General features: G+C 69.8%; 12 protein-coding genes. 5 read left to right on the top strand and 7 right to left on the bottom strand.

Features of this window, described 5'->3' with window-relative positions; translation table 11 throughout:
• Positions 1-1,183: hypothetical protein (locus tag MJ783_RS00630; RefSeq protein ID WP_239307915.1), on the bottom strand; the 1,183-nt coding region annotated here is incomplete at its 3' end.
• A 211-nt stretch (positions 1,184-1,394) separates the two neighbouring features.
• On the opposite strand from MJ783_RS00630, the gene MJ783_RS00625 reads away from it, so the two are divergent.
• Entirely contained in the window at positions 1,395-3,449 is a 2,055-nt protein-coding gene (locus tag MJ783_RS00625; protein ID WP_239307914.1) for a protein kinase, read from the top strand.
• Between the two features lie 60 nt (positions 3,450-3,509).
• Here the strand turns inward: MJ783_RS00625 and MJ783_RS00620 are convergent, their stop codons facing one another.
• The 4 genes from MJ783_RS00620 to MJ783_RS00605 form a co-directional block, all read right to left on the bottom strand.
• Positions 3,510-5,978 carry an ATP-binding cassette domain-containing protein gene (locus MJ783_RS00620; RefSeq protein ID WP_239307913.1) on the bottom strand — a complete coding sequence of 823 codons (2,469 nt, stop codon included), beginning with the start codon at positions 5,976-5,978 and terminating at the stop codon, positions 3,510-3,512.
• A gap of 300 nt (positions 5,979-6,278) precedes the next feature.
• On the bottom strand, positions 6,279-7,430 hold the full coding sequence (locus MJ783_RS00615; RefSeq protein WP_239307912.1) for a DUF2993 domain-containing protein: 1,152 nt from the start codon (positions 7,428-7,430) through the stop codon (positions 6,279-6,281).
• Positions 7,431-7,515: 85 nt separating this feature from the next.
• Positions 7,516-8,217: an SDR family oxidoreductase gene (locus MJ783_RS00610; RefSeq protein WP_239307911.1), complete on the bottom strand. Its 702-nt coding sequence runs from the start codon at positions 8,215-8,217 to the stop codon at positions 7,516-7,518.
• 4 nt (positions 8,218-8,221) lie between these two features.
• A complete protein-coding gene (locus MJ783_RS00605; RefSeq protein ID WP_239307910.1) occupies positions 8,222-9,832 on the bottom strand; it encodes an FAD-binding oxidoreductase in 1,611 nt (536 codons plus the stop codon).
• Positions 9,833-9,957: 125 nt separating this feature from the next.
• Between MJ783_RS00605 and MJ783_RS00600 the strand changes: the two genes are divergently transcribed.
• Positions 9,958-11,532 (top strand): glycerol-3-phosphate dehydrogenase/oxidase, encoded by a 1,575-nt coding sequence (locus MJ783_RS00600; RefSeq protein ID WP_239307909.1) that lies wholly within the window; start codon positions 9,958-9,960, stop codon positions 11,530-11,532.
• 43 nt (positions 11,533-11,575) lie between these two features.
• Here MJ783_RS00600 and MJ783_RS00595 read toward each other — a convergent pair whose 3' ends face one another.
• Both MJ783_RS00595 and MJ783_RS00590 read right to left on the bottom strand, forming a co-directional pair.
• Positions 11,576-12,730, bottom strand: coding sequence for an acyl-CoA dehydrogenase family protein (locus MJ783_RS00595; RefSeq protein WP_239307908.1), 1,155 nt, complete (start codon positions 12,728-12,730; stop codon positions 11,576-11,578).
• Positions 12,731-12,760: 30 nt separating this feature from the next.
• The gene (locus MJ783_RS00590) at positions 12,761-13,933 is read right to left on the bottom strand and encodes an acyl-CoA dehydrogenase family protein (protein WP_239307907.1); all 1,173 of its coding nucleotides are present in this window, start codon (positions 13,931-13,933) and stop codon (positions 12,761-12,763) included.
• A 119-nt stretch (positions 13,934-14,052) separates the two neighbouring features.
• Here MJ783_RS00590 and MJ783_RS00585 point away from each other — a divergent pair, with 119 nt between their 5' ends.
• From MJ783_RS00585 to MJ783_RS00575, 3 genes are all read left to right on the top strand, one after another.
• A complete protein-coding gene (locus MJ783_RS00585) occupies positions 14,053-15,792 on the top strand; it encodes a glycerol-3-phosphate dehydrogenase/oxidase (RefSeq protein WP_239307906.1) in 1,740 nt (579 codons plus the stop codon).
• A 1,210-nt stretch (positions 15,793-17,002) separates the two neighbouring features.
• Positions 17,003-18,208 (top strand): hypothetical protein, encoded by a 1,206-nt coding sequence (locus MJ783_RS00580; protein ID WP_239307905.1) that lies wholly within the window; start codon positions 17,003-17,005, stop codon positions 18,206-18,208.
• Between the two features lie 172 nt (positions 18,209-18,380).
• Positions 18,381-19,289: acyl-ACP desaturase (locus tag MJ783_RS00575; RefSeq protein ID WP_239307904.1), on the top strand; the 909-nt coding region annotated here is incomplete at its 3' end.

Genomic DNA, 19,289 nt, shown 5'->3' with positions numbered 1-19,289 from the left:
CCGCGCTGCCACGCGGTGAACTCCATCCGCCGATCGCGCACCGGTGGGTCGGCTCACCATAAGGGATGACCTCGACGTTGTCGGGAGCGCGCCCAGCCGCCGGGAAGGTCACCTCGTACGCGCCCGCCGAGATGTGACGGACGGTGTTCACTTTTCCGGCGCTGTTGGCGGTATACCTGTCCCACGCGTCTACTGTCATGCCCAGGGGCGGCTGGATGATCCTCCCGGTGTCCTCGGCCTCCTGGCCGGAGAAGGCGTGCCCGAACAGCACGGTGTCGGCCCCGATCAGCGCATGCTGGTTGGTGTAGACGAGCACGAACGGCGTGTCCGTCCAGGTCTGCCCGATGGCGCACCCCACGAAGATGGTCTGCCGGTCGGTCTTCTCGTCCCGGCCGAGTGGGTTGCAACCGGCCGGTGTGGAGCCGATCGCATTGACCTGGAGGTTGTTTCCCTCCCGGCCGGAGTAGGCCGGCCCGACCAGGTCGATCGAGTAGTGCCCGACACCGATCCGGTGGATCTCGAAGGGGGTGGCCGAACCGGCGGCGTCGTAGTAGTCGCCCGCCCGGGTGACGTCCTGCCCCGGCTCGTCATCCCGGAAGTAAGTGTAGGGCGGTGGCAGCGAAGCAGGCCCCCCGGTGGGAGCCGGGCTCACCGCCTGCCCGCGGAAGTACGGGTCAGGAAAGGTCGATGACGCCCGGTAGGACGCCGGTGCGAACGTGAACAGCGCGGTGAACCGCGAGTCGGTGTAGTCCCCGGTCGGTGACCGGCAGGCCAGGGTCACCTCCTCGGCGGGACCCGACGGCGCCCACCCTTCGGTGTGGCAGCTCACCGGCTGGTCACCGACCGCGGATGCCAGCGCGACGCCATGCCCGCCGGGCACGCCGATGCCAGGAAAGATCACTTTGTAACGACCGGTGCCCCGCCGGACCACTGTCGCCGACGCAGCGGCGGTGGCCGCGCCGGCGGCGCCTGTGGCCGACTGCCAGCTTCCAGCCTGCACGAAGGGCGCGGGCGTCCGCGCGGCCCCGAACGGCGACGCGGCCTCGTCCGACCGGACGAATCCCCAGACCGGCGTGCCGGGAAGAACCGATGCCCCGGCTGCCCTGGGCGGAACCGAACCACCGCAGCCCACCAGCACCCCGAGAATCACGGCGATCACAGCGGCATACGCACAGACGGTCACCGGAACCAATCGTCGCGCCCCTGTCATCCCCCAGCCTTCCCGTGTGTGGAACTCGGCTTCTCCGCGGCACCGCAGCCGGGATGAGCATGTCATGCCCGCTCAACCAGAAAAGCCGGGAGTCAGCGAGACGACCACGGGAGTACCTTTAGGCTGGTCGGGCCGATCTGACAGGGCGTCACAGGTAACACGCGGTCTGGAGGTTGGTTCAACAATGGCAGCGCCGGATGCGGCCGTGAACGCGCAGGCTCTCCCGCTGGGCCCGGGTGACCCCAGCCAGCTTGGCTCCTACACCCTGCTTGGCAGGCTCGGCCAGGGCGGGATGGGCACCGTCTACCTCGGGCGTACCGGAAACGGCCGGCTGGTCGCCATCAAGGTGATCCGTACCGACGTGGCCGATGACGATGAGTTCCGGCTGCGTTTCCGGCTGGAGGCGGAAACGGCCCGCCGGGTGGCCCGGGTGTGCACCGCCGAGGTGCTCGACGCGGCGCCCGACGCCGAGCAGCCGTATCTTGTCACCGAGTTCATCGAAGGCCGGACGCTGGCGAAGTTCGTCTCCGAAAGCGGCCCACTGCTGGCGGCAAATCTTGAACAGCTCGCGGTCGGCGTTGCCGCGGCGCTGACCGCGATCCACAGCGCCGGCATCGTGCACCGAGATCTCAAACCGTCCAACGTGGTGCTCTCCCCCTTCGGTCCCCGGGTCATCGACTTCGGGATCGCCCGCGCGCTGGACTCCGCCAGCAACCTCACCGGGGACCTCCAGCAGCTCGGCACCCCCGCGTTCATGGCGCCCGAACAGATTCAGGGCGATCCGGTCACCCCAGCGGTGGATATCTTCGCCTGGGGCGGGCTCATCACGTTTGCGGCAACCGGCCGTTACCCGTTCGGCGAGGGCAGCGCGCAGGCGCTGCTCTTCCGCGCGGTGAACGAGGATCCGAACCTGGACGGGCTGGACAGCCCGCTGCGCGAGATCGTCGCGAACGCGATGCTCAAGGCTCCGTCGGCCCGGCCGACCGCGCAACAGCTGATGCTGCGCCTGCTCGGTGAGCCGCTGTCGACAGCACAGATCGACCCCGAGGCAACGGTCACCCAGGTGTTGCGCGACTGGCGGTTACCCGCGCCCGCCAACACGTTCGGCGGCACCACGACGCACCACATCCCGGGCACCCGCGACGCCCCGGGCACCCGCGACACGGCCACGCCGGCCACCGTACGAGGCGGCCGGATGGTACCGCGGCCCCGCCGCCGGACAGCGCTCGTGGTCGCGGGCGGCGGTGTCGCCGTGGCGGCCGTGCTCGGCGCGGTGCTGGCGCTGGCGCCGCGTGGTTCGGGTACGGGGGGCAACGTGAAGGTGGCCGACATCCTGCCGAAATCCGCCGTCGGGCTCGGCGATGACACGCTGGTCTACTCCAGCGAACAGAACGGCACGAAGGCCGTCTACAGCCTGCAGGTCGGCGCGGACGGCCCGGTGGGGCCGCCACGGCCGCTGACCCGCGACGCGCGGCCGGACACGCTCCCGGTGATCGTCGGGCCGAAACGCAGGACCGTCCTCTACACGGTGGGTGACTCCTCCCCCAGCCTGAAAGCGATCGCCGCGGACGGCAGCGTCGGCCCGATCTCGCTTTTCGGCTCCGGCCCGGCAGCGGACATCCAGATCGCGCAGGACGCTCGGGCATCGGTCGATCCCACCGGGAGGTTCATCGTCATCAAGGCCGACATCGGCCCGAACGACGGCACCGCCGGCCTCTACGTCATCGCGATGGACGGGTCGAGCGTCCGGCAGCTGGGCGTGCCCGCCGGGGCCACCGACCCGTCCTGGTCCCCGGCGGACAACCGGATCGTCTACTTCGTCAGCGAGAACGGGAGCAACGGCGGCAAGCTGTTCAGCATCGACGCGTTCGACACCGCCGCGACGCCCACCCAGCTCACTGACGGCAGGAACGGCCTTGATGCCGACCCGTGCTGGTCACCGGACGGCAAGAGGATCGCGTTCCGCCGCAGCGCCGGGACGAACCTCGCCGAGATGGACATCTACGTCATGGACGCCGCCGGGGGCACACCGACACAGCTGACCGAGGCCCCCGGTCAGGAGCAGGACCCGTCGTTCGCGTCCGGCGACAACAAAAAGATCACCTACACCGCCCAGCGGCCCGGCGACACCAACCGCGAGATCTACGTGACGGATGCGAACCGCCTCGACGACGCCCACGCACAGCGACTGACCACGTTCACCGGCCTGGACGCCACCCCCCGCTGGCAGTCCGGCTGATCCGGGCTCCGGCTGGGCCGCCAGCGGGGGAACAAGGGGGAACAGGAGCCCTCCAGCGGCTCAGCGGGCCGCCTGTTCGGGCTTGCGCTTCTTGACTGTCTTCGGGTCCATCCGGCGGATCAGGAAGGCGGTCACGATGACGCAGATCACGCCGATGCCCACGCCGGCACCGATATCGGTGAAGTAAGCCGACGAGGTGTGATCGAAGAACGGGTCGACGACCACCTTGCTGTTGATCAACTTGCCATCGGGACGGAGGACACCGGCGAGGCTGATCCGGTTGAGGTCACCGACCGAGGACAACCCGGCAAAACCCCAACGGGCCGGCGCGATCACGCTGACCTGCTCCAGGCCGGGCTTGCCGTGAACCGGCAGGATGCCGCCGCTGAACACAAGCTGTGCCATGGTAAGAAGCACGAGCAGCGGCATGGTCTTGTCCGCGTTGTCGACCAGCGCGGAGATGACGAGCCCCAGCATGGCCGAGGACAGCGAGACCACGATCACCGCGATCAGGCACTCGGCGAGGGAGTTCCCGAGCGCGACCCCTTCGTCGGGCGCCCGGCCGACCAGCGCGATCAGGGTGAACGGGATGGCTTGCAACGTAGTGATCAATGTCAGGACGAGGATCTTCGAGCCGATGTAGGCGGTGCGGGACAGCCCGATCGCCCGCTCTCGGCGGTAGATCGCCCGTTCCTTGACGATCTCCCGGACCGAGTTCGCCATGCCCATGAAGCAGGCGCACAACACCATCACCAGCAGGATCGTGGCGGCGTCCGCGTTCGGCGAGCCGTCCCCGGGGAGGGTGAAACTACCGGGTATGGCACGCGGTATGAGCCCGAGCAGAAACGGGAACACGACGATGAGCCGCAGGTAGGACCGGTCGGACGCGACCACCGCCAGCGTCCGCCGGCTTAAGGTGATCAGCTGGGAGAACACCGACTGCTGGCGGATGCTCGGCAGTTCCTCCGGCGCGGGACGGGCCGAGGGCGCGGTGACCGACGCCGGCACGTAGTAGCGCGACTGGCGGAACCGAGCCGCCGACTCCGCTCCCGCCGTGGCCTCCAGCATCAGGAAGACATCCGGGTAGTCCTTCTTCGCGAAGAAGGACAGGGCGTCGCGCGGCGGGCCGAAGTAGGCGACGTACCCGCCGGGGGCGAGCACCAGAACGTAGTCACACAGGTCCAGCTGGGCCACGCTGTGGGTGACGACGACGACCGTCCGCCCGTCGTCGGCAAGCTTGCGCAGCGACTCCATGACGTTCTTGTCCATGCCCGGGTCGAGTCCGGAGGTCGGCTCGTCCAGGTAGAGCAGGGTGGGCTTGGTGAGCAGTTCCAGCGCGACGCTGGTGCGCTTGCGCTGCCCACCGGACAGCTTGGCCACCTGGGTGCCGGCGTGCTGGGTGAGCCCGAGTTCCGCGATGACCTCGTCCACCCGGGCGCCGCGTTCGGCCTTGGTCGTGTCCGGCGGGAAGCGCAGCTCAGCGCCGAACTCCAACGCCCGCCGCACCGTCAGGGTGGTATGGAGCAGGTCCTCCTGGGGGACGTACCCGATACGGCGGCGGAGCTCGTCGTACTCGGAGTACATGTCCCGGCCGGCGTAACGCACCGTGCCCTTGTCCGCCGGACGGAACCCGGTAAGGGCGTTGAGCAGCGTGGATTTGCCCGCACCGCTCGGCCCGACCACCGCCAGCAGCGCCCGGCCGGGCAGCCGGAAGGTCATGTCGTGCATGAGCTGTTTCTGGCCGGCCCACACGTTCAGGCCGTCAGCCTCGAAACTGACGTCCCCGGAGTCGATGTACTCGACGAGCTCGTCGTCGACGAGCTGGAAGACATGGTGACCGACAGCAATCACTGCGCCCTGCGGCAGCTTCTCCCGGACGATGCGCTTGCCGTTGACGAAAGTGCCGTTGGCGGAGTCGAGGTCCGCGATCTCCACCTCGCCGGGGCCGTCCCCGCTATGACCGACGTACAGCTCCGCGTGCCGGCGGGACGCCAACAGGTCGCCCACGACGATGTCGTTCCCGCGGGAGCGCCCGATGGACATCGTGCCGGGATGCAGCCGGTAGGCCGTCTGGCGTTCGTGCTCGCGCTCAAGGTCGTGTGCGCCGGAGTCATCCAGAGCCTGCGGGCGCTGCCTCGGCAGCTGCGGTCCGGGCTCGTAGTTGGTGCTCTCCCGCAGCATCGTCGGCATCTCGAAATGCGGATCATCGAACCGGGGGAGGACCTCGCGGCTGGCGGGCGCCTCCGGCCGGACGACGACCTCCGGCCCGGTCGGGGTGCCGAGCCGGAACCGGATCTCGCCGTTCACATCCACGCGCTGCACACGCTCGCCGTCGAGCCAGGTCCCGTTGGAACTGATGTCCCGCACGGCCCAGCCCGCCCCGACCGGCTCGATTAACAGATGACGGCGGGACACCCGGCTGTCGGGCATGACGAAGTCGGCCGTGCGAGCACGGCCGACAACGAACGGCTGGCCGGCAGGCACGGTGGCCACGTTGGCGCCGCTGACGACTCTCAGGGTCGTCTGCACGTGTTTCCCCCTTCAGGACGGGACACAGGCCGGATGCCCCGCCGAACTACTTCGACATGGATCGTCCGATCTTGCGGGTCGTCCGGATCGTAGCGCCGCCCACGGACCGTGATCTAGGCCGGGGTGGGCCAATCACGCGGACACGACGCAGAGGGGCAGACTGCGCGGTGTCGGTCATGGCCATATCAGGCATGTCCGGAGACGACCGGCTGTCAGTCGGACACTATCCGGCACGGATCGAGGATCTCGCATAACCCGCGCGGCGGTCCGGGAACTGTCGCCGATTCGACCAACATCGGTTCAGGAACCGGCAGGAAGGACGACATCAACGGCTGAGGCCAGCACCGCGATACCGTTCTTACCGGCGGTGGCGCTCTCGATCCGCAGGTTGAACGGCAGCCCGGCGATCGGCAACGGGATCGCCGGTAGCGCCAGCCCCCCAGGCAGAACCAGGATGAGGTTGTTGTCCTTGACGGTGAAACCCGTTTCGATCGCCTGCGGACCAATGATCGAACTCAGGAATGGCACGTTCACGGTCACTTTGACCTTGCCATCACCGGCGGGCGCCACCTGTACCTTGCCGATCGACAAATTCAGGCCCGCCAGATATGTGTTGAGATCGCTATAACTGATCTGTACAGCGGCGGTCACCTTGTCGACCGGAACTTCCCCCACCTGGTCACGGATCGCGTCACCGAACGGTACGTGAACCCCCTGGAGCCTGGCTTTCACCTCCGAGATACGCGGCCCAGGTGTGGAGATACCCGTCACCGTCACCCGCAGGTCGTCGTACTTGCCGAACAGGACCTGGGTAAGGAACGGAATGCCACCAATACTGACATCGGTAACCCTGGGTGGTGTGACGGTCGGATCCTTGCTGGTTTGGGTGATAGCTGCCTCCGCCTTCACCTTCATCTGGCTTTCGGCGATCGGCACCGCCGCCCGGTCGGCCACAACCAGCAGAGCGAGCAACACGATCACTGTGATGACCGGCCAGCGCCGCCGTCGGCGGCGGCGGCGCGGGGCGGCTGGTGAGGCCATCACGCCGATCGGCTCGACCGGCGGCGGGACGGGGGGCCGCCGCGCCGGGTCAGCCTCGGCCGGGTACTCGGTGGCATCGTCGGCCGGCTGGAGCGGCTGGGCGGAGCCGGCCGGGTAAGCGTCGGCCGGGTAGGCATCGGGCGGATAGGCATCGCCGGGTCGTGCCCCGACCCGGCGGGTGTCCTGAGCGGTCCGGTCCACCGGCTGGGCCGGACCGGGCCATGCCTGCGGGGGCTGGCCAGACGGACGGAACGAGTCCGCCGGTGGGGGTGGGGCGCTCGGACCGACCTTGGCACGGCGCGCTCCGGGATGCCCGCCGGTGGTACCGCCCGCGCCCGCCGGCGGGAGACGACGGGTGGACTCCTCTGCTTCGCCGCCCCGGTTCACGCCGTCGTCAGGTCCGCTTGTCACGGGACGAATCGTCGCACGATCGGCTGGTCCTGGCACGGACTGGGTCGCGCGCCTGGGCCAGCCGAGGCCTGGGCCGGCCCAGGCGTCAGCCGTCGCCGAACAGCTGCGGCGCCCGGTCGGGCGCCTTCGGCGGGACAAGGCGGAACACCGATCCGCGCGGGGCCGCGTAGACATTCCAGAAGTGGTCGGCCACCGCCTCCGGTATGAGCGGGCCAGCGGGCGCGACCCGGGCCTCCAGCACCACGGTCCGCAGCCGGATTCCGCGCGCCTGGAGCACGGGCGCAAGCGATGTCCCGAGCGCGAGCAGGCCGGCCTTGCCGATGGCGAGGGCGAGGCGGCCGGCGGCCGGCTCGGTGCGCGGCCCGGCCGCGGTCAGCAGCACACACGCCGAGGGACGATCGGCAAGCAGCTCCGCGGCGGCCTGCACAACAGTGAGCGCGCCGGTCACGTTGACCGCCAGCGTCTGGTTGACCGTTTCCGCCGGCACGGACAGCGCGGTGCCCCGGATGCTCAGCTTCGCGTTGTAGACGACGGCCGTCAGGCCGCCGAGAGCGTCCGCGAGTGTGCCCAACGCCGCGGTGACGGCGCCCGGTTCGGTGACATCGGCGACCTCGCCGAGCAGCGCGACATCGTCGCTGGCGAGGTCCGCTTCGATCCGCCCGACGGTGTCGGCCGACCGGGCGATCACGCCGAGCGCGAAGCCCTCCCGGGCGAATCGGCGCAGGAGCTGGGCGCCGAACGCCCGCCCCGGTCCAACGATGACCAGCGCCCGCTCCTCCTGCCGCATGCGCTTACGGTAGGAGAATTCCGGGATTGAGGATCCCCGCCGGGTCGAGAGTGTCCTTGACCGAGCGAAGTACCGCCAGCCCGATATCACCGATCTCCGCCGCGAGCCACGGCTGATGCTCGGTGCCGACGGCGTGATGATGGGTGACCGTCCCGCCCCCGTCAACGATCGCGCGGGTGGCCGCGGCCTTCACCCTCCCCCAGCGCGCCACCGGTTCGTCGGGCTGGGGACACACGACGGTGAAGTACAGTGACGCGCCGGTCGGGTAGACGTGCGAGATGTGGCACATGACCACCCCGGGCACATCCTCGGCGGCCAGCGCCGCGGCGATCGCGTCCCGCACCCCGGCATACAGGCCGGGCAGGGCCGACCAGAAGCCGGCCGTCTCCAGGGTCTCGGCGAACATCCCGGCGTCCAGCAGAGCGTCACGCAGGTACGGGGCGTGAAAGCGGCCGCGCAGCCACTCAGCGCCGGCATCGTGCCCCAACGCGGCCGCCCCGGCGGCGCGCAGCAGCTCGCCGACCTCGGCCCGGCGCGCGGCGACCCAGCCGGCCCGGCCCTCGTAGCCGATGATCAGATGGCAGCCGCCGGCGGTGGCCGGGCCGGCGCCGCCGAGCCCGGCCGCGGTCTCCACCTCGTCCGACAGGCGCGCGACCGTCGGCAGCAGATCCCGCTGCGCCAGGATGCGCAGCACCGCGGCCGCGCCGGTGAAGCCCGCCAGGCGCCAGCCCTCGTAGTGGATCGTCTCGGGCAGCGGACGCACCCGCAGCCGTACCTGGGTGATGACCCCGAAAGCTCCTTCGGAGCCGAGCACGAGCTCGCGCAGATCGGGCCCGGCGGCGGAGGCGGGCGCCCGGCCGAGCTCCCAGGTGCCGACCGGGGTCGCGAGCCGGATACCGACGACCATGCTGTCGAACCGGCCGTGACCGGCGGAGGCCTGGCCACTGGACCGGGTCGCGGCGAACCCTCCGACGGTCGCGTACTCCCACGACTGCGGCAGGTGACCGAGAGTGAAACCGTGCGTGGCAAGCGCGGCGTCGAGGGCCGGACCGCGCAGACCGGGATCAGCCGTGGCCAGCTGTGACCATGCGTCGACGCCGACCAGCCGGTTCATCCGGCCCGTGTCAAGCGCGATCACACCGGCAACGCCGTCACAGGCCGCGGCCAAGCCGCCGACGACCGATGTCCCGCCGCCGAACGGGACCACCGCGAGCCGATACCGGGCACAGACCGCAAGCACCGCGAGCACCTCGTCGTGGCATGCGGGCAGGATGACCGCGTCCGGGGCATCCATGGCGTCACCGGCGCGCAGACGCAGCAGATCGGTCGTGGAACGCCCACGGCAGTGCCGGATCCTGCTCTCCCGGTCGTCGTGCACCCAGGCCGGGCCGATGACGCCCGCCAGGGCCGCGCGCGCATCCTCGGCAAGCCTCACCGCCGGCAGCCGCACCGCGTCCAGGCTCACCGGTGGGGTGTCGCGGCAGTCCACGCCCAGAACCTGTTCCAGCAGAGAGCGGACACCGGCGGGCAGCGGCGTGCGCGCCGCCGCGGTGCCCCAGCCCCACCAGAGCGTCCCGGCGCCAGAGCCGGCCGTCCCGGCGTCAGGCCCGGTCATCCCGCCGTCTCGCTGGCTCGCTGGCTCGTCATCCCGCCGTTGTGTCCTTCCGTCATCATCACAACTCGTTGTCGGCGGTGACACGACATACACTTTTACAGATGTGGTCACAGCGTGACCGTGAAATGCCCAGCAGGCTATCTGATCACGTTGAGGCAGCTGAACCGGCCGGGTCACTCAATCGTCGCCAACGTGATCGGGACCTCGCCTGTCTGGCGAACGGCACGATCGTCGATGTCCTCGTCATCGGCGGCGGGGTGACCGGGGCGGGCGTGGCGCTGGACGCCGCGAGCCGAGGGCTGTCCGTCGCGCTCGTGGAAGCCCACGACCTGGCCTTCGGCACCAGCCGCTGGAGCTCCAAACTCGTCCACGGCGGAGTGCGCTACCTGGCCGCTGGCGATGTCGCCCTGGCCCGGCAATGCTCCCGGGAACGTGACATCCTGCTGCGCACCACCGCGCCGCACCTGGTACGGCCGCTACCGATGGTGCTCCCGTTGACGGTCGGCTTCCCCACCTCCGCCGCCCTCGTCGCCGATGCCGGCCTGCACATCGCCGACCTGATCCGGCTCGGCGCCGGCACCCCCCGCTCGGTCCTGCCCGGCCCCCGGTGGCTGAGCGCGGTCGAGACCCAGGCCCTGGTGCCGGCGCTGCGGCCCGTCCACCTGCGCGGCGGGCTGCTGTCCTGGGACGGTCAGCTCGTCGACGACGCGCGCCTGGTCGTCGCGATCGCACGGACAGCGGCCAGGCATGGCGCGCGGATAATCACCCGCTGCCGGGCCGTCGCCGTCGACGGCGACGGTGCCACCGCGATCGACACGCTCACCGGCTCGGCGGTCACGGTGCGCTCCCGCGCTGTGGTGAACGCGACCGGGGTCTGGGCTGGCGAGCTGTGCGGCGACGTCCATGTGCGCCCGAGCCGCGGAAGCCACCTCGTCGTGGCGGACAGCGCCTTCGGCGGGCTCCGGACGGCGATCACCGTGCCGGTGTCGCACGAGCACAACCGGTACGTGTTCGCGCTGCCACAGCCCGGCGGACGGGTCTACGTCGGGCTCACGGACGAACCCGTCGACGCCGTGACCGACACCCCGGCCGCGACTCCGGCCGAGACCGAGTTCCTGCGCGAGGTCATCTCCGGCGTTCTGGCGGTACCCGTTGACCAGGCTGACATCCTGGGCACCTTCGCCGGGTTACGCCCGCTGCCGGCCGGGGCGTCCGGGGCGTCCGGGCGCACCGCCGACCTCTCCCGTCGCCATGCCGTCATCACCTCGGCCGATGGCGTGGTGACCATCGTCGGCGGCAAGCTCACCACCTACCGGCGGATGGCCGCCGACACCGTGGACGAGCTGGCGCGGGCGCGCGGGCTGCGCCCTGGGCCGTGCCGGACCCAGCACCTGCCGCTGGTGGGCGCGGCCGGGTGGTCGACGCTCGCCGAAGTGGCCGCGCCGCGCCGGCTGGTCGCCCGCTACGGCACCGAGGCACCCACCGTGGTCGCGCAGGCGCGGGGTGATCCGCGGCTTCTCGCGCCGCTGTGCGGCCGGGTGGACACCACCGGCGCGGAGATACTGTTCGCGCTGCGGCACGAGGGCGCCCTGGACGCCGGTGACCTACTCGACCGGCGCACCCGCATCGGTCTGGTGCCAGCCGACCGTGCCGCCGCGCTCCCCCACGTCCAAGCGCTGCTGGCCGCGCCGGACGGATAGCGGACGGTGGGCTTCCGAACATCGTCACGCCGCCCTCGGCTGATCAGGGCACGGCCAGCGTCGGTGGGACCCCGTCCACGGTGGTCGAGGGGATCCGGCCGATGGTCAGGGCAGCGATCCGGTCCCGGTGCTGGACCGGATCGCCGTAGCTGTAAACCTCGCGTTTGGCACGCTTGTAGAAGAAGTGGGCGTCGTGCTCCCAGGTGTAGCCGATCCCGCCGTGATATTGGATCATCGCGGCGGTCACCTCCCGGGCGGTGTCCGAGGCCTTGCTCTTGGCCACAGCGACCGCGAGCCGGCAGTCCGCAAGCCCGGCGTCCAGCGCGTGTGCCGCGTACAGCACCGCGTGCTCGGACATGGTCACGGCAACATGCAGGTCGGCGAGATGGTGCTTGAGCGCCTGGAAGGATCCGACCGCCCGGCCGAACTGCACCCGGTCGCGGTCATAGGCGACCGTGCGCCGCAGCGCCTCCCGGGCGAGGCCGACGAGGTCCCCCGCCGTGAGCACCGCACCCCGGTCGAGAAGATCGCTAAAGACGGCCGTGGACGAGCCAGGCAACCGCTGCCCGGGGACGCCGTCGAGCACCACCGAAGCCGTGCGTACCGTGCCGTCGTAGTTTTCCAGCCCGGTCACGGCGACCCCCGGCAGCTCCGGTTCCACCAGGTACAGCCCGACCTCGCCAGCCGGTTCCACGGCGGCCACCACGATGATCTGTGCGGTCTCGGCGTACTCGACCGGCAGAGCCGATCCGGTCAGCCGGCCCGCCTCGTCAGCCGTGACCCGTACGCCCGAGGGATCGTAGCGGCCGGCCGGCCCGCGCGGCGCCACCGTGGCCACGAGCGCGCCCGAGGCGACAGCGGGCAGCAAGGACCTCTTCTGCTCGTCCGAACCCGCAAGCCGCAGCGCCTCACCCGCGAGCACGGTCGGCAGCCACGGCCCGGGTACGGCTCCCGCGCCGAACGCGCGGGCAACCACCTGGGCATCCACCAGGCCAAGACCGAGGCCGTCGTGCTCCGCGGGGACGCAGACAGCGAGCCATCCATACGCGCCGATGGCCTTCCACAGCTCGGTGGGGTTACCGTCGCCGTGCTGGTCCTCGAACACGGCACGGACGGCTGTCAGGTCGAACCGGTCGGCGAGGTAGGCACGGACGGTTTCACCCAGAGCACGCTGCTCGTCGGTGAGTGCGAAGTACATGGCTGGTCCTATCGACGACGGCCGGAAAGGTCATCGGGGCAGCCCGAGGAGCCGCTCGGCGATGATGTTACGCTGCACCTGCGAGGAGCCACCCCAGATCGTGACCGAACGCGACCACATCGCCTCGTGCTGCATACCGCGTAGGTCGGCGTCAGGCCGTGGCCGGGTGAGCGTCGCCTCCGGACCGAGCAGGTCGTCGAAGGTCTCCCACAGCTCCTGATGCGTGTGCGACCACTGCAGTTTGGTCAGGGACGACTCGGCCCCGAGCTCCGCGCCCTTTTCGATCTGGGTGAGTATGTGCATGGAGTGGTAGCGCAGACACTCGAGCTCGACGATCCGGCTGGCGAGCCGCTGGCGCAGGACCGGGTCGTCGGTACGCCCGAAGGCCGCCGCCGCGGCCACGATCTCGTCGAACTGGCCGCGGAAGGCGGTGTACTGGGCGATGCCGGAGGCGCCGCGTTCGAATGACAACAGCAGCATCGCCGTCGACCAGCCGTCACCGGCCCCGCCCAGGCAGTCGGTGACCTTCACCCGGACATCGGTGAAGAACACCTCGCCGAACTCACTCGCGCCGCTGAGCTGGCGCAGCGGCCGGGCGTCGACCCCGTCGGAACGCATGTCGATGAGCAGCATCGAGATGCCGCGGTGCCGCTGGGCGCCGGGCTCCGTGCGGACCAGCGCGAACATCTTGTCCGCGTACACGGCATTGGTCGTCCAGACCTTCTGGCCGTTGACGACGAACTCGTCGCCGTCGAGCACACCGGTGGTACGCAACGCGGCGAGGTCCGAACCCGCGCCCGGCTCGGAGAAGCCCTGGCACCAGATCACCTCGTTGCGCAGCATCGGGCCGATGATGTCGCGCTTCTGCTCGTCCGTGCCGATCGCCATGACGGTGGGCGCGAGAAAGGCCAGACCGAGGGCGTTGACGGTGGGCGGGGCCCCGGCCCGCTGGGTCTCCTCGTCGTAGATCGCCTGCATGCCGGGTGTCCCGCCACGGCCGCCGTACTCCCGTGGCCAGGAGATCCCGGCGAACCCCGCGTCGTACTTGCGGCGTTCCCAGTCCCTGCGCAGCTCGAACGCCTCCGCCGCGCCGATGGCCGACCAGAACGACCGCAACCGCCACCGCGGCGGGATGTTGTCCGCCAGCCAGGCGCGTAGTTCCACGCGGAACCGCTCCTCCGCGGGCGTGAAGGTAAGGTCCATCAGGCGGCTCCTGCGGTGGAGTGTGCGCAACGCGGCATGCGGAGTTTATTCGCGGCAGGCACGATGTGACGTGTGTCCGCGCCCTACCTGGCAGCCACCCTCCGGAAACGGGGAAGACGATGATTGCTCCGGCCCGGCTGAACCCCACCACCAGGAACGACGCCCTGCGCCAGATGGAGGCCGAGGTCTTCGACATCGTCGTCATCGGCGGCGGCGTCACCGGGGCGGGGGTGGCGCTCGACGCGGCCACCCGCGGGCTGTCGGTAGCCCTGGTCGAGGCGCGAGATCTCGCGGCCGGCACATCCAGCCGGTCCAGCAAGCTCATCCACGGCGGGCTGCGGTACCTCGAGCAGCGCAACGTGGCGCTGGTCGCCGAGGCGCTGCGCGAACGGGCGCTTCTGCTCGCGACCCTGTGCCCGCACCTCGTACGCCCGACCTCCTTCATGTTCCCGATCACTCATCGGATGTGGGAGCGCGCCTACGTCGGCAGTGGGATGCTGCTCTACGACACCCTGAGTGGTGGCCGCCGCAACGTACCGCACCACCGCCACCTGACCAGGCAGGCCGCGCTGCGCGCCGCGCCGTCCCTGCAACCGGGCTCCCTGGTGGGCGCGATCCAGTACTGGGACGCCCAGGTCGACGACGCGCGGCACACCATGTTCGTCGCCCGCACCGCCGCCCACTACGGCGCCCTGATCGCCACCAGCGCCCGGGTGACGGGGCTGCTGCGGGAAGGTGAACGGATCACCGGAGTACGTGTCGACGACCTCGAGAACGGCGGGCAGATCGATGTCCGGGCACGCCAGACCATCAACGCGGCGGGAGTGTGGACCGACGACATCCAGGCCATGGCCGGCGGCCGCGGCCAGCTGTCCGTCCGGGTGTCCAAGGGCGTCCACCTGGTGGTGCCCCGCGACCGGATCAATTCGACCACCGGGCTGATCCTGCGCACCCGCCGCAGCGTGCTGTTCGTGATCCCCTGGGGCTCGCACTGGATCATCGGGACCACGGACACGGACTGGAACCTCGACCTCGCGCACCCCGCCGCCAGCAGCGCGGACATCGACTATGTGCTGACGCACGTCAACCGGGTGCTGCGCACGCCGCTGAGCACCGAGGACATCACCGGTGTCTATGCCGGGCTGCGCCCGCTGCTGTCCGGCGAGTCCGAGGACACCTCACGGTTGTCCCGGGAGCATGCGGTCGTCTCGCCGCTGCCGGGTCTGACCATGGTCGCCGGGGGGAAGTACACGACCTACCGAGTGATGGCCCGCGACGCGGTCGACTCCGCGCTGGCCGGGATGAACCGGTACGTGCCGCTGTCCTGCACCGACCGGATACCGCTGCTCGGCGCCGAGGGCTACCAGGCGTTGTGGAACGCCCGGGAGACCCTCGCCCACCGGAGCGGGGTACACGTGGCGCGGGTCGAGCATCTGCTGGGGCGTTACGGCAGCCTCACGCGGGAGGTCCTCGACCTCATCGCGGAACGCCCCGCCCTCGGACGGCCGCTGCGCGGGGCCAGCACCTACCTCGCGGCGGAGGCCGTGTACGCCGCGTCCCACGAAGGTGCGCTGCACCTTGACGACATACTCACCCGCCGGACCCGGATTTCGATCGAGGCCTGGGACCGGGGTGCCGAAGCTGCCGCGCACGTCGCCGAGCTGGTCGGACCCGAGCTGGGCTGGGACCGCACGACCACCGCCACCGAGATCGAGCACTACCGGGCGCGGGTGGCGGCCGAGCGCGAGTCCCAGCGGCAGGCGGATGACCAGACCGCCGACGCGGCCCGGCTCGGTGCCCCGGACGTGCGCGGCGGTGGCCGGCTCCGGCCCGGGGCTCCCGAACCCGCCCTTGGCTGAGGGCGGCGCCCGCCCCGGCGAAATACCTCGTCGACGGTCCGGAAAACGACACCAAAGATGTCGGCAGGACGCTGTGCAAACAGCACCAGCGTCCGATAACAGCGAGGAACGCCGCGATTGCTCCACGCTGTTCAACGAGGTCAAGAGCTACTCCCGAGACGACAAAAAGGCGGCAGCAAGGCGCCGCCCCTTCGAGAAAGCACCGTTCGAGGGATTATCAGCATGACCCCAGAAAGACTGCTCGGGTAACGCGATAAACAGCGGGAACAAACCAGTGAATGCATTTCTGGCCGGTGAATACATCGATAACGTGTAACTGTATCCGCCGGCATCGGACCCACCAGGCAGGGCATGACCAGTGAGCATGACCGGCATAAGTGGTAGATTCTTCGGGTAGCAAGACCTTAGCGACCGAAGACTGCGCGATCATCATGCCGTTCGCGCGGGCAGCGGCCCCGAAGGAACCCACTGTTCGCGGAAGATCGGACCGGCCCGCCGTGTCTCCCGTTACGGAGTCTGCCTCTTCTGGAGGTGTGTCCACATTCAGCTACCCGCGGCACCGACCAGCGAGTGGGCCATGGCCCGATTACCCACGAGAGCGGGCGACCGCCATGGGCACCACATAATACCGACCACGGCATTGGCGGGTTACGCGCCCCCGGGTTCGCCTCCCGCATATCGGCTGGCACAGATCCGGGAGGCAGGCCATACCACCCGGACCCGAGTCCTGCCAAGAAAAAACCACGGGATCATTCAGGGGGAACAGCAACCGGAGTAAGAGCGACCGCAATAGGGGCATGGCCCAAGGAACGAGGTTGGCGTGCGCGCATCGCGAGGCTGCGGAGGGAGACGCCGGAGGTACTGGGCGTCGACCGACGAACCGGGGTACCCGTCCATCGCGCGGCGATGGACGGGTAGCGATGATGCGAGGCGCCACCCGGGCACCGCGAGCCGGACGGTCCTGTTGCTGGAGCCGCTAAAGAGCGTGTGCGAGATCGGGCTTTCGATCAGCGAGCCGCCTCCAGGCGCCCCCTGGCAAGGCGGAAGGCCGAAGCGATACCGGATGAGTTGTCTCGGTGTGGCCGACAACGCAGCCAGGGGGCGCCTGGACGCGGCGAGCCGGAATGACGATCTCACACGCGCTCTAAGGCGCTGTTTTCGCACGGCTACGATCAACAGTAGCTCCGCCCGGAGACGGGAGAAACCCGCCGTGACAATACACGCACGCTCAGGATGGGATCCGCATACGCTCCGCCACCATCACGATGCCTCGGAACCGCTGCCCGTCGAACAGCTCACACCCGCGAACGTCGATTTTGATCTGCTGTGGGCGGACGACGGGCTAGCCCGCGGGCTGGCGGAGATGACTCGTACCGAGCGGCCACGCCGCTTCCTCCCGGTGTCCGGCTCCTCCCTTGACTCGGCCGCCGAGCGTTGGCTCACCGCACGGGCATGCCAGCGCCGGGCCGCCGCCGTCGGCCAGCTTGTCGACGATCCCCTCGTACGCGGCTTTGAAGAGCGCGTCGACGCCCTGCGGCGGATGAGCGACGTCCTCGGCGGTGGCGATGTCCACGCGCTGTCCATCACCGAGCTCGGTATCACCGTCCGGCTGCTGCGGACCGGCATCCACAACGACATCCACCAAGCCCGGCTGTACGCGGTCGCCGCCGAGCTGGCCCGGCTGGCCGGCTGGGCGATGTACGACGTCGGGCAGTACGGTGCCGCGCAGCGATGCTGGCTCGTGGCGCTCCGGGCCGCCCACGAGGCGGATGCGCCCGCTCTCGGCGCGAACATCCTGCGCTGTATGGCGGAACAGGCGGCGTGGTACGGGCAACCGGCCGACGCGATCACCCTGCTCCAGTCGGCCCAGGACGGCGCCCGCAGCATGCTGAGCGCCATCGAACGAGCTGTGATCACCGCCGACCTGGCTGTCGCTCACAGCCGCACCGGTCACCATGCGGAGTCAGTGGCCGCGACCACACTCGCCTACTCGTTGATCGACGCTGTTCATCCGGATGAGAACCCTCCCTACATGTACTGGGCCGGCCGCAAGGACATCTCGTTCGCCGCTGGTGAGGCCCTGTTGTCCGGCGGCGACCCGGACGAGGCGATACCCCATTTCCAGGCGGCCCTCAACGACCTTGACGCCCTCGACGACGAGTTCCCGCGGAACCGGGTCGAGTTCCTCACCAGGCTGGCTGTCGCCCATGTCAGGACAGGCCACCCCGAGCAGGCCATCGCCCTCGGGCACGAGGCCGTCGCCCACGCGGCAACCATCGACTCCGGGATGACACGCCGCGACATCGCCCGCCTGTGCCAGGAAATCGAGCAGGCCGGGTATGCCGGCGTAGCCGCGCTGGTCGACCACGCCCGGTGCGCGCTCGGTCCGTTGACAGTGGCCGCGATGTCGTCCTGACACGATCTCCGCGACAGTTCGACGCGTTCGGTAAGCGATCCCCGCCATGAGCGCCGGGCGCTCTCCCGCCGCCCGCCAGGCCTGCGGAACTGTTCATAGAGAACAGTTTTCAGGCTTCAATCCCGCCCACAGGACGTAGTCCGCTGTCCAGTTGACCTGTCAGGGTATGCGCATGACCTCCTTCACAGACATCGACCTCCTGCGTGAGCTTGAGCCCGTCGCCGCGACCAACCTCGACCGCCACCTGGGCCTGGCCGCCGAATGGATGCCGCACGAGTACGTCCCCTGGAGCCAGGGCAGTGACTTCGACACCTTGCCGTGGGAACCGGAGCAGTCCAGGCTGTCCGACATCGCCCAGGTCGCCTTCGAGGTCGGCCTGCTCACAGAGGACAACCTGCCCAGCTACCACCATGTGATCGCGACAACCTTCGGCCGGGACGGCGCCTGGGGTACCTGGGTGCACCGTTGGACGGCGGAGGAGGGACGCCACGCCATCGCGATGCGTGACTATCTGATGGTAACCCGTGGTGTCGATCCGGTTGCCCTTGAGCGGGGCCGCATGAAGCAGATGCAGCAGGGGTTCGACGGCGGCGGCAAGACGCCACTGCGCGCCATCGCCTACGTGTCCTTCCAGGAGCTGGCAACACGGATCAGCCACCGCAACACGGGGCGGTTCACCCAGGACCCCGTGGCGGAGAAGCTGCTCGCCCGGGTGGCCGCCGACGAGAACCTCCACATGATCTTCTACCGAAACCTGATCAGCGCGGCGCTGGAGATTGACCCGTCCGCCACAGTGCGGGCCATCGCCGAGGAGATCGTGGCCTTCCAGATGCCCGGGACGGGCATCGAGGACTTCGACCGCAAGGCCAAGCTGATCGCCCGAGCCGGGATCTACGACCTCCGCATCCACCACGACGAGGTCGTTACGCCGCTCCTGCGGCACTGGAAGTTCTTCGACCTCGACGGCCTCGACGCGCCGGCCGAGCAGGCCCGGACGAACGTCGAGCGCTACCTTGAGGCGATCGACGCCCTCGCCCGCAAGCACGAGGCGAAACGCGCGGGCGCACTCGCCGCCTCCCCC

Source organism: Protofrankia sp. Cj3 (assembly GCF_917627355.1).
In the GTDB taxonomy this organism is placed as follows: domain Bacteria; phylum Actinomycetota; class Actinomycetes; order Frankiales; family Frankiaceae; genus Protofrankia.
Note: the sequence above shows the minus strand (reverse complement) of the source record. Positions and strands in the feature narration are given on the sequence as shown.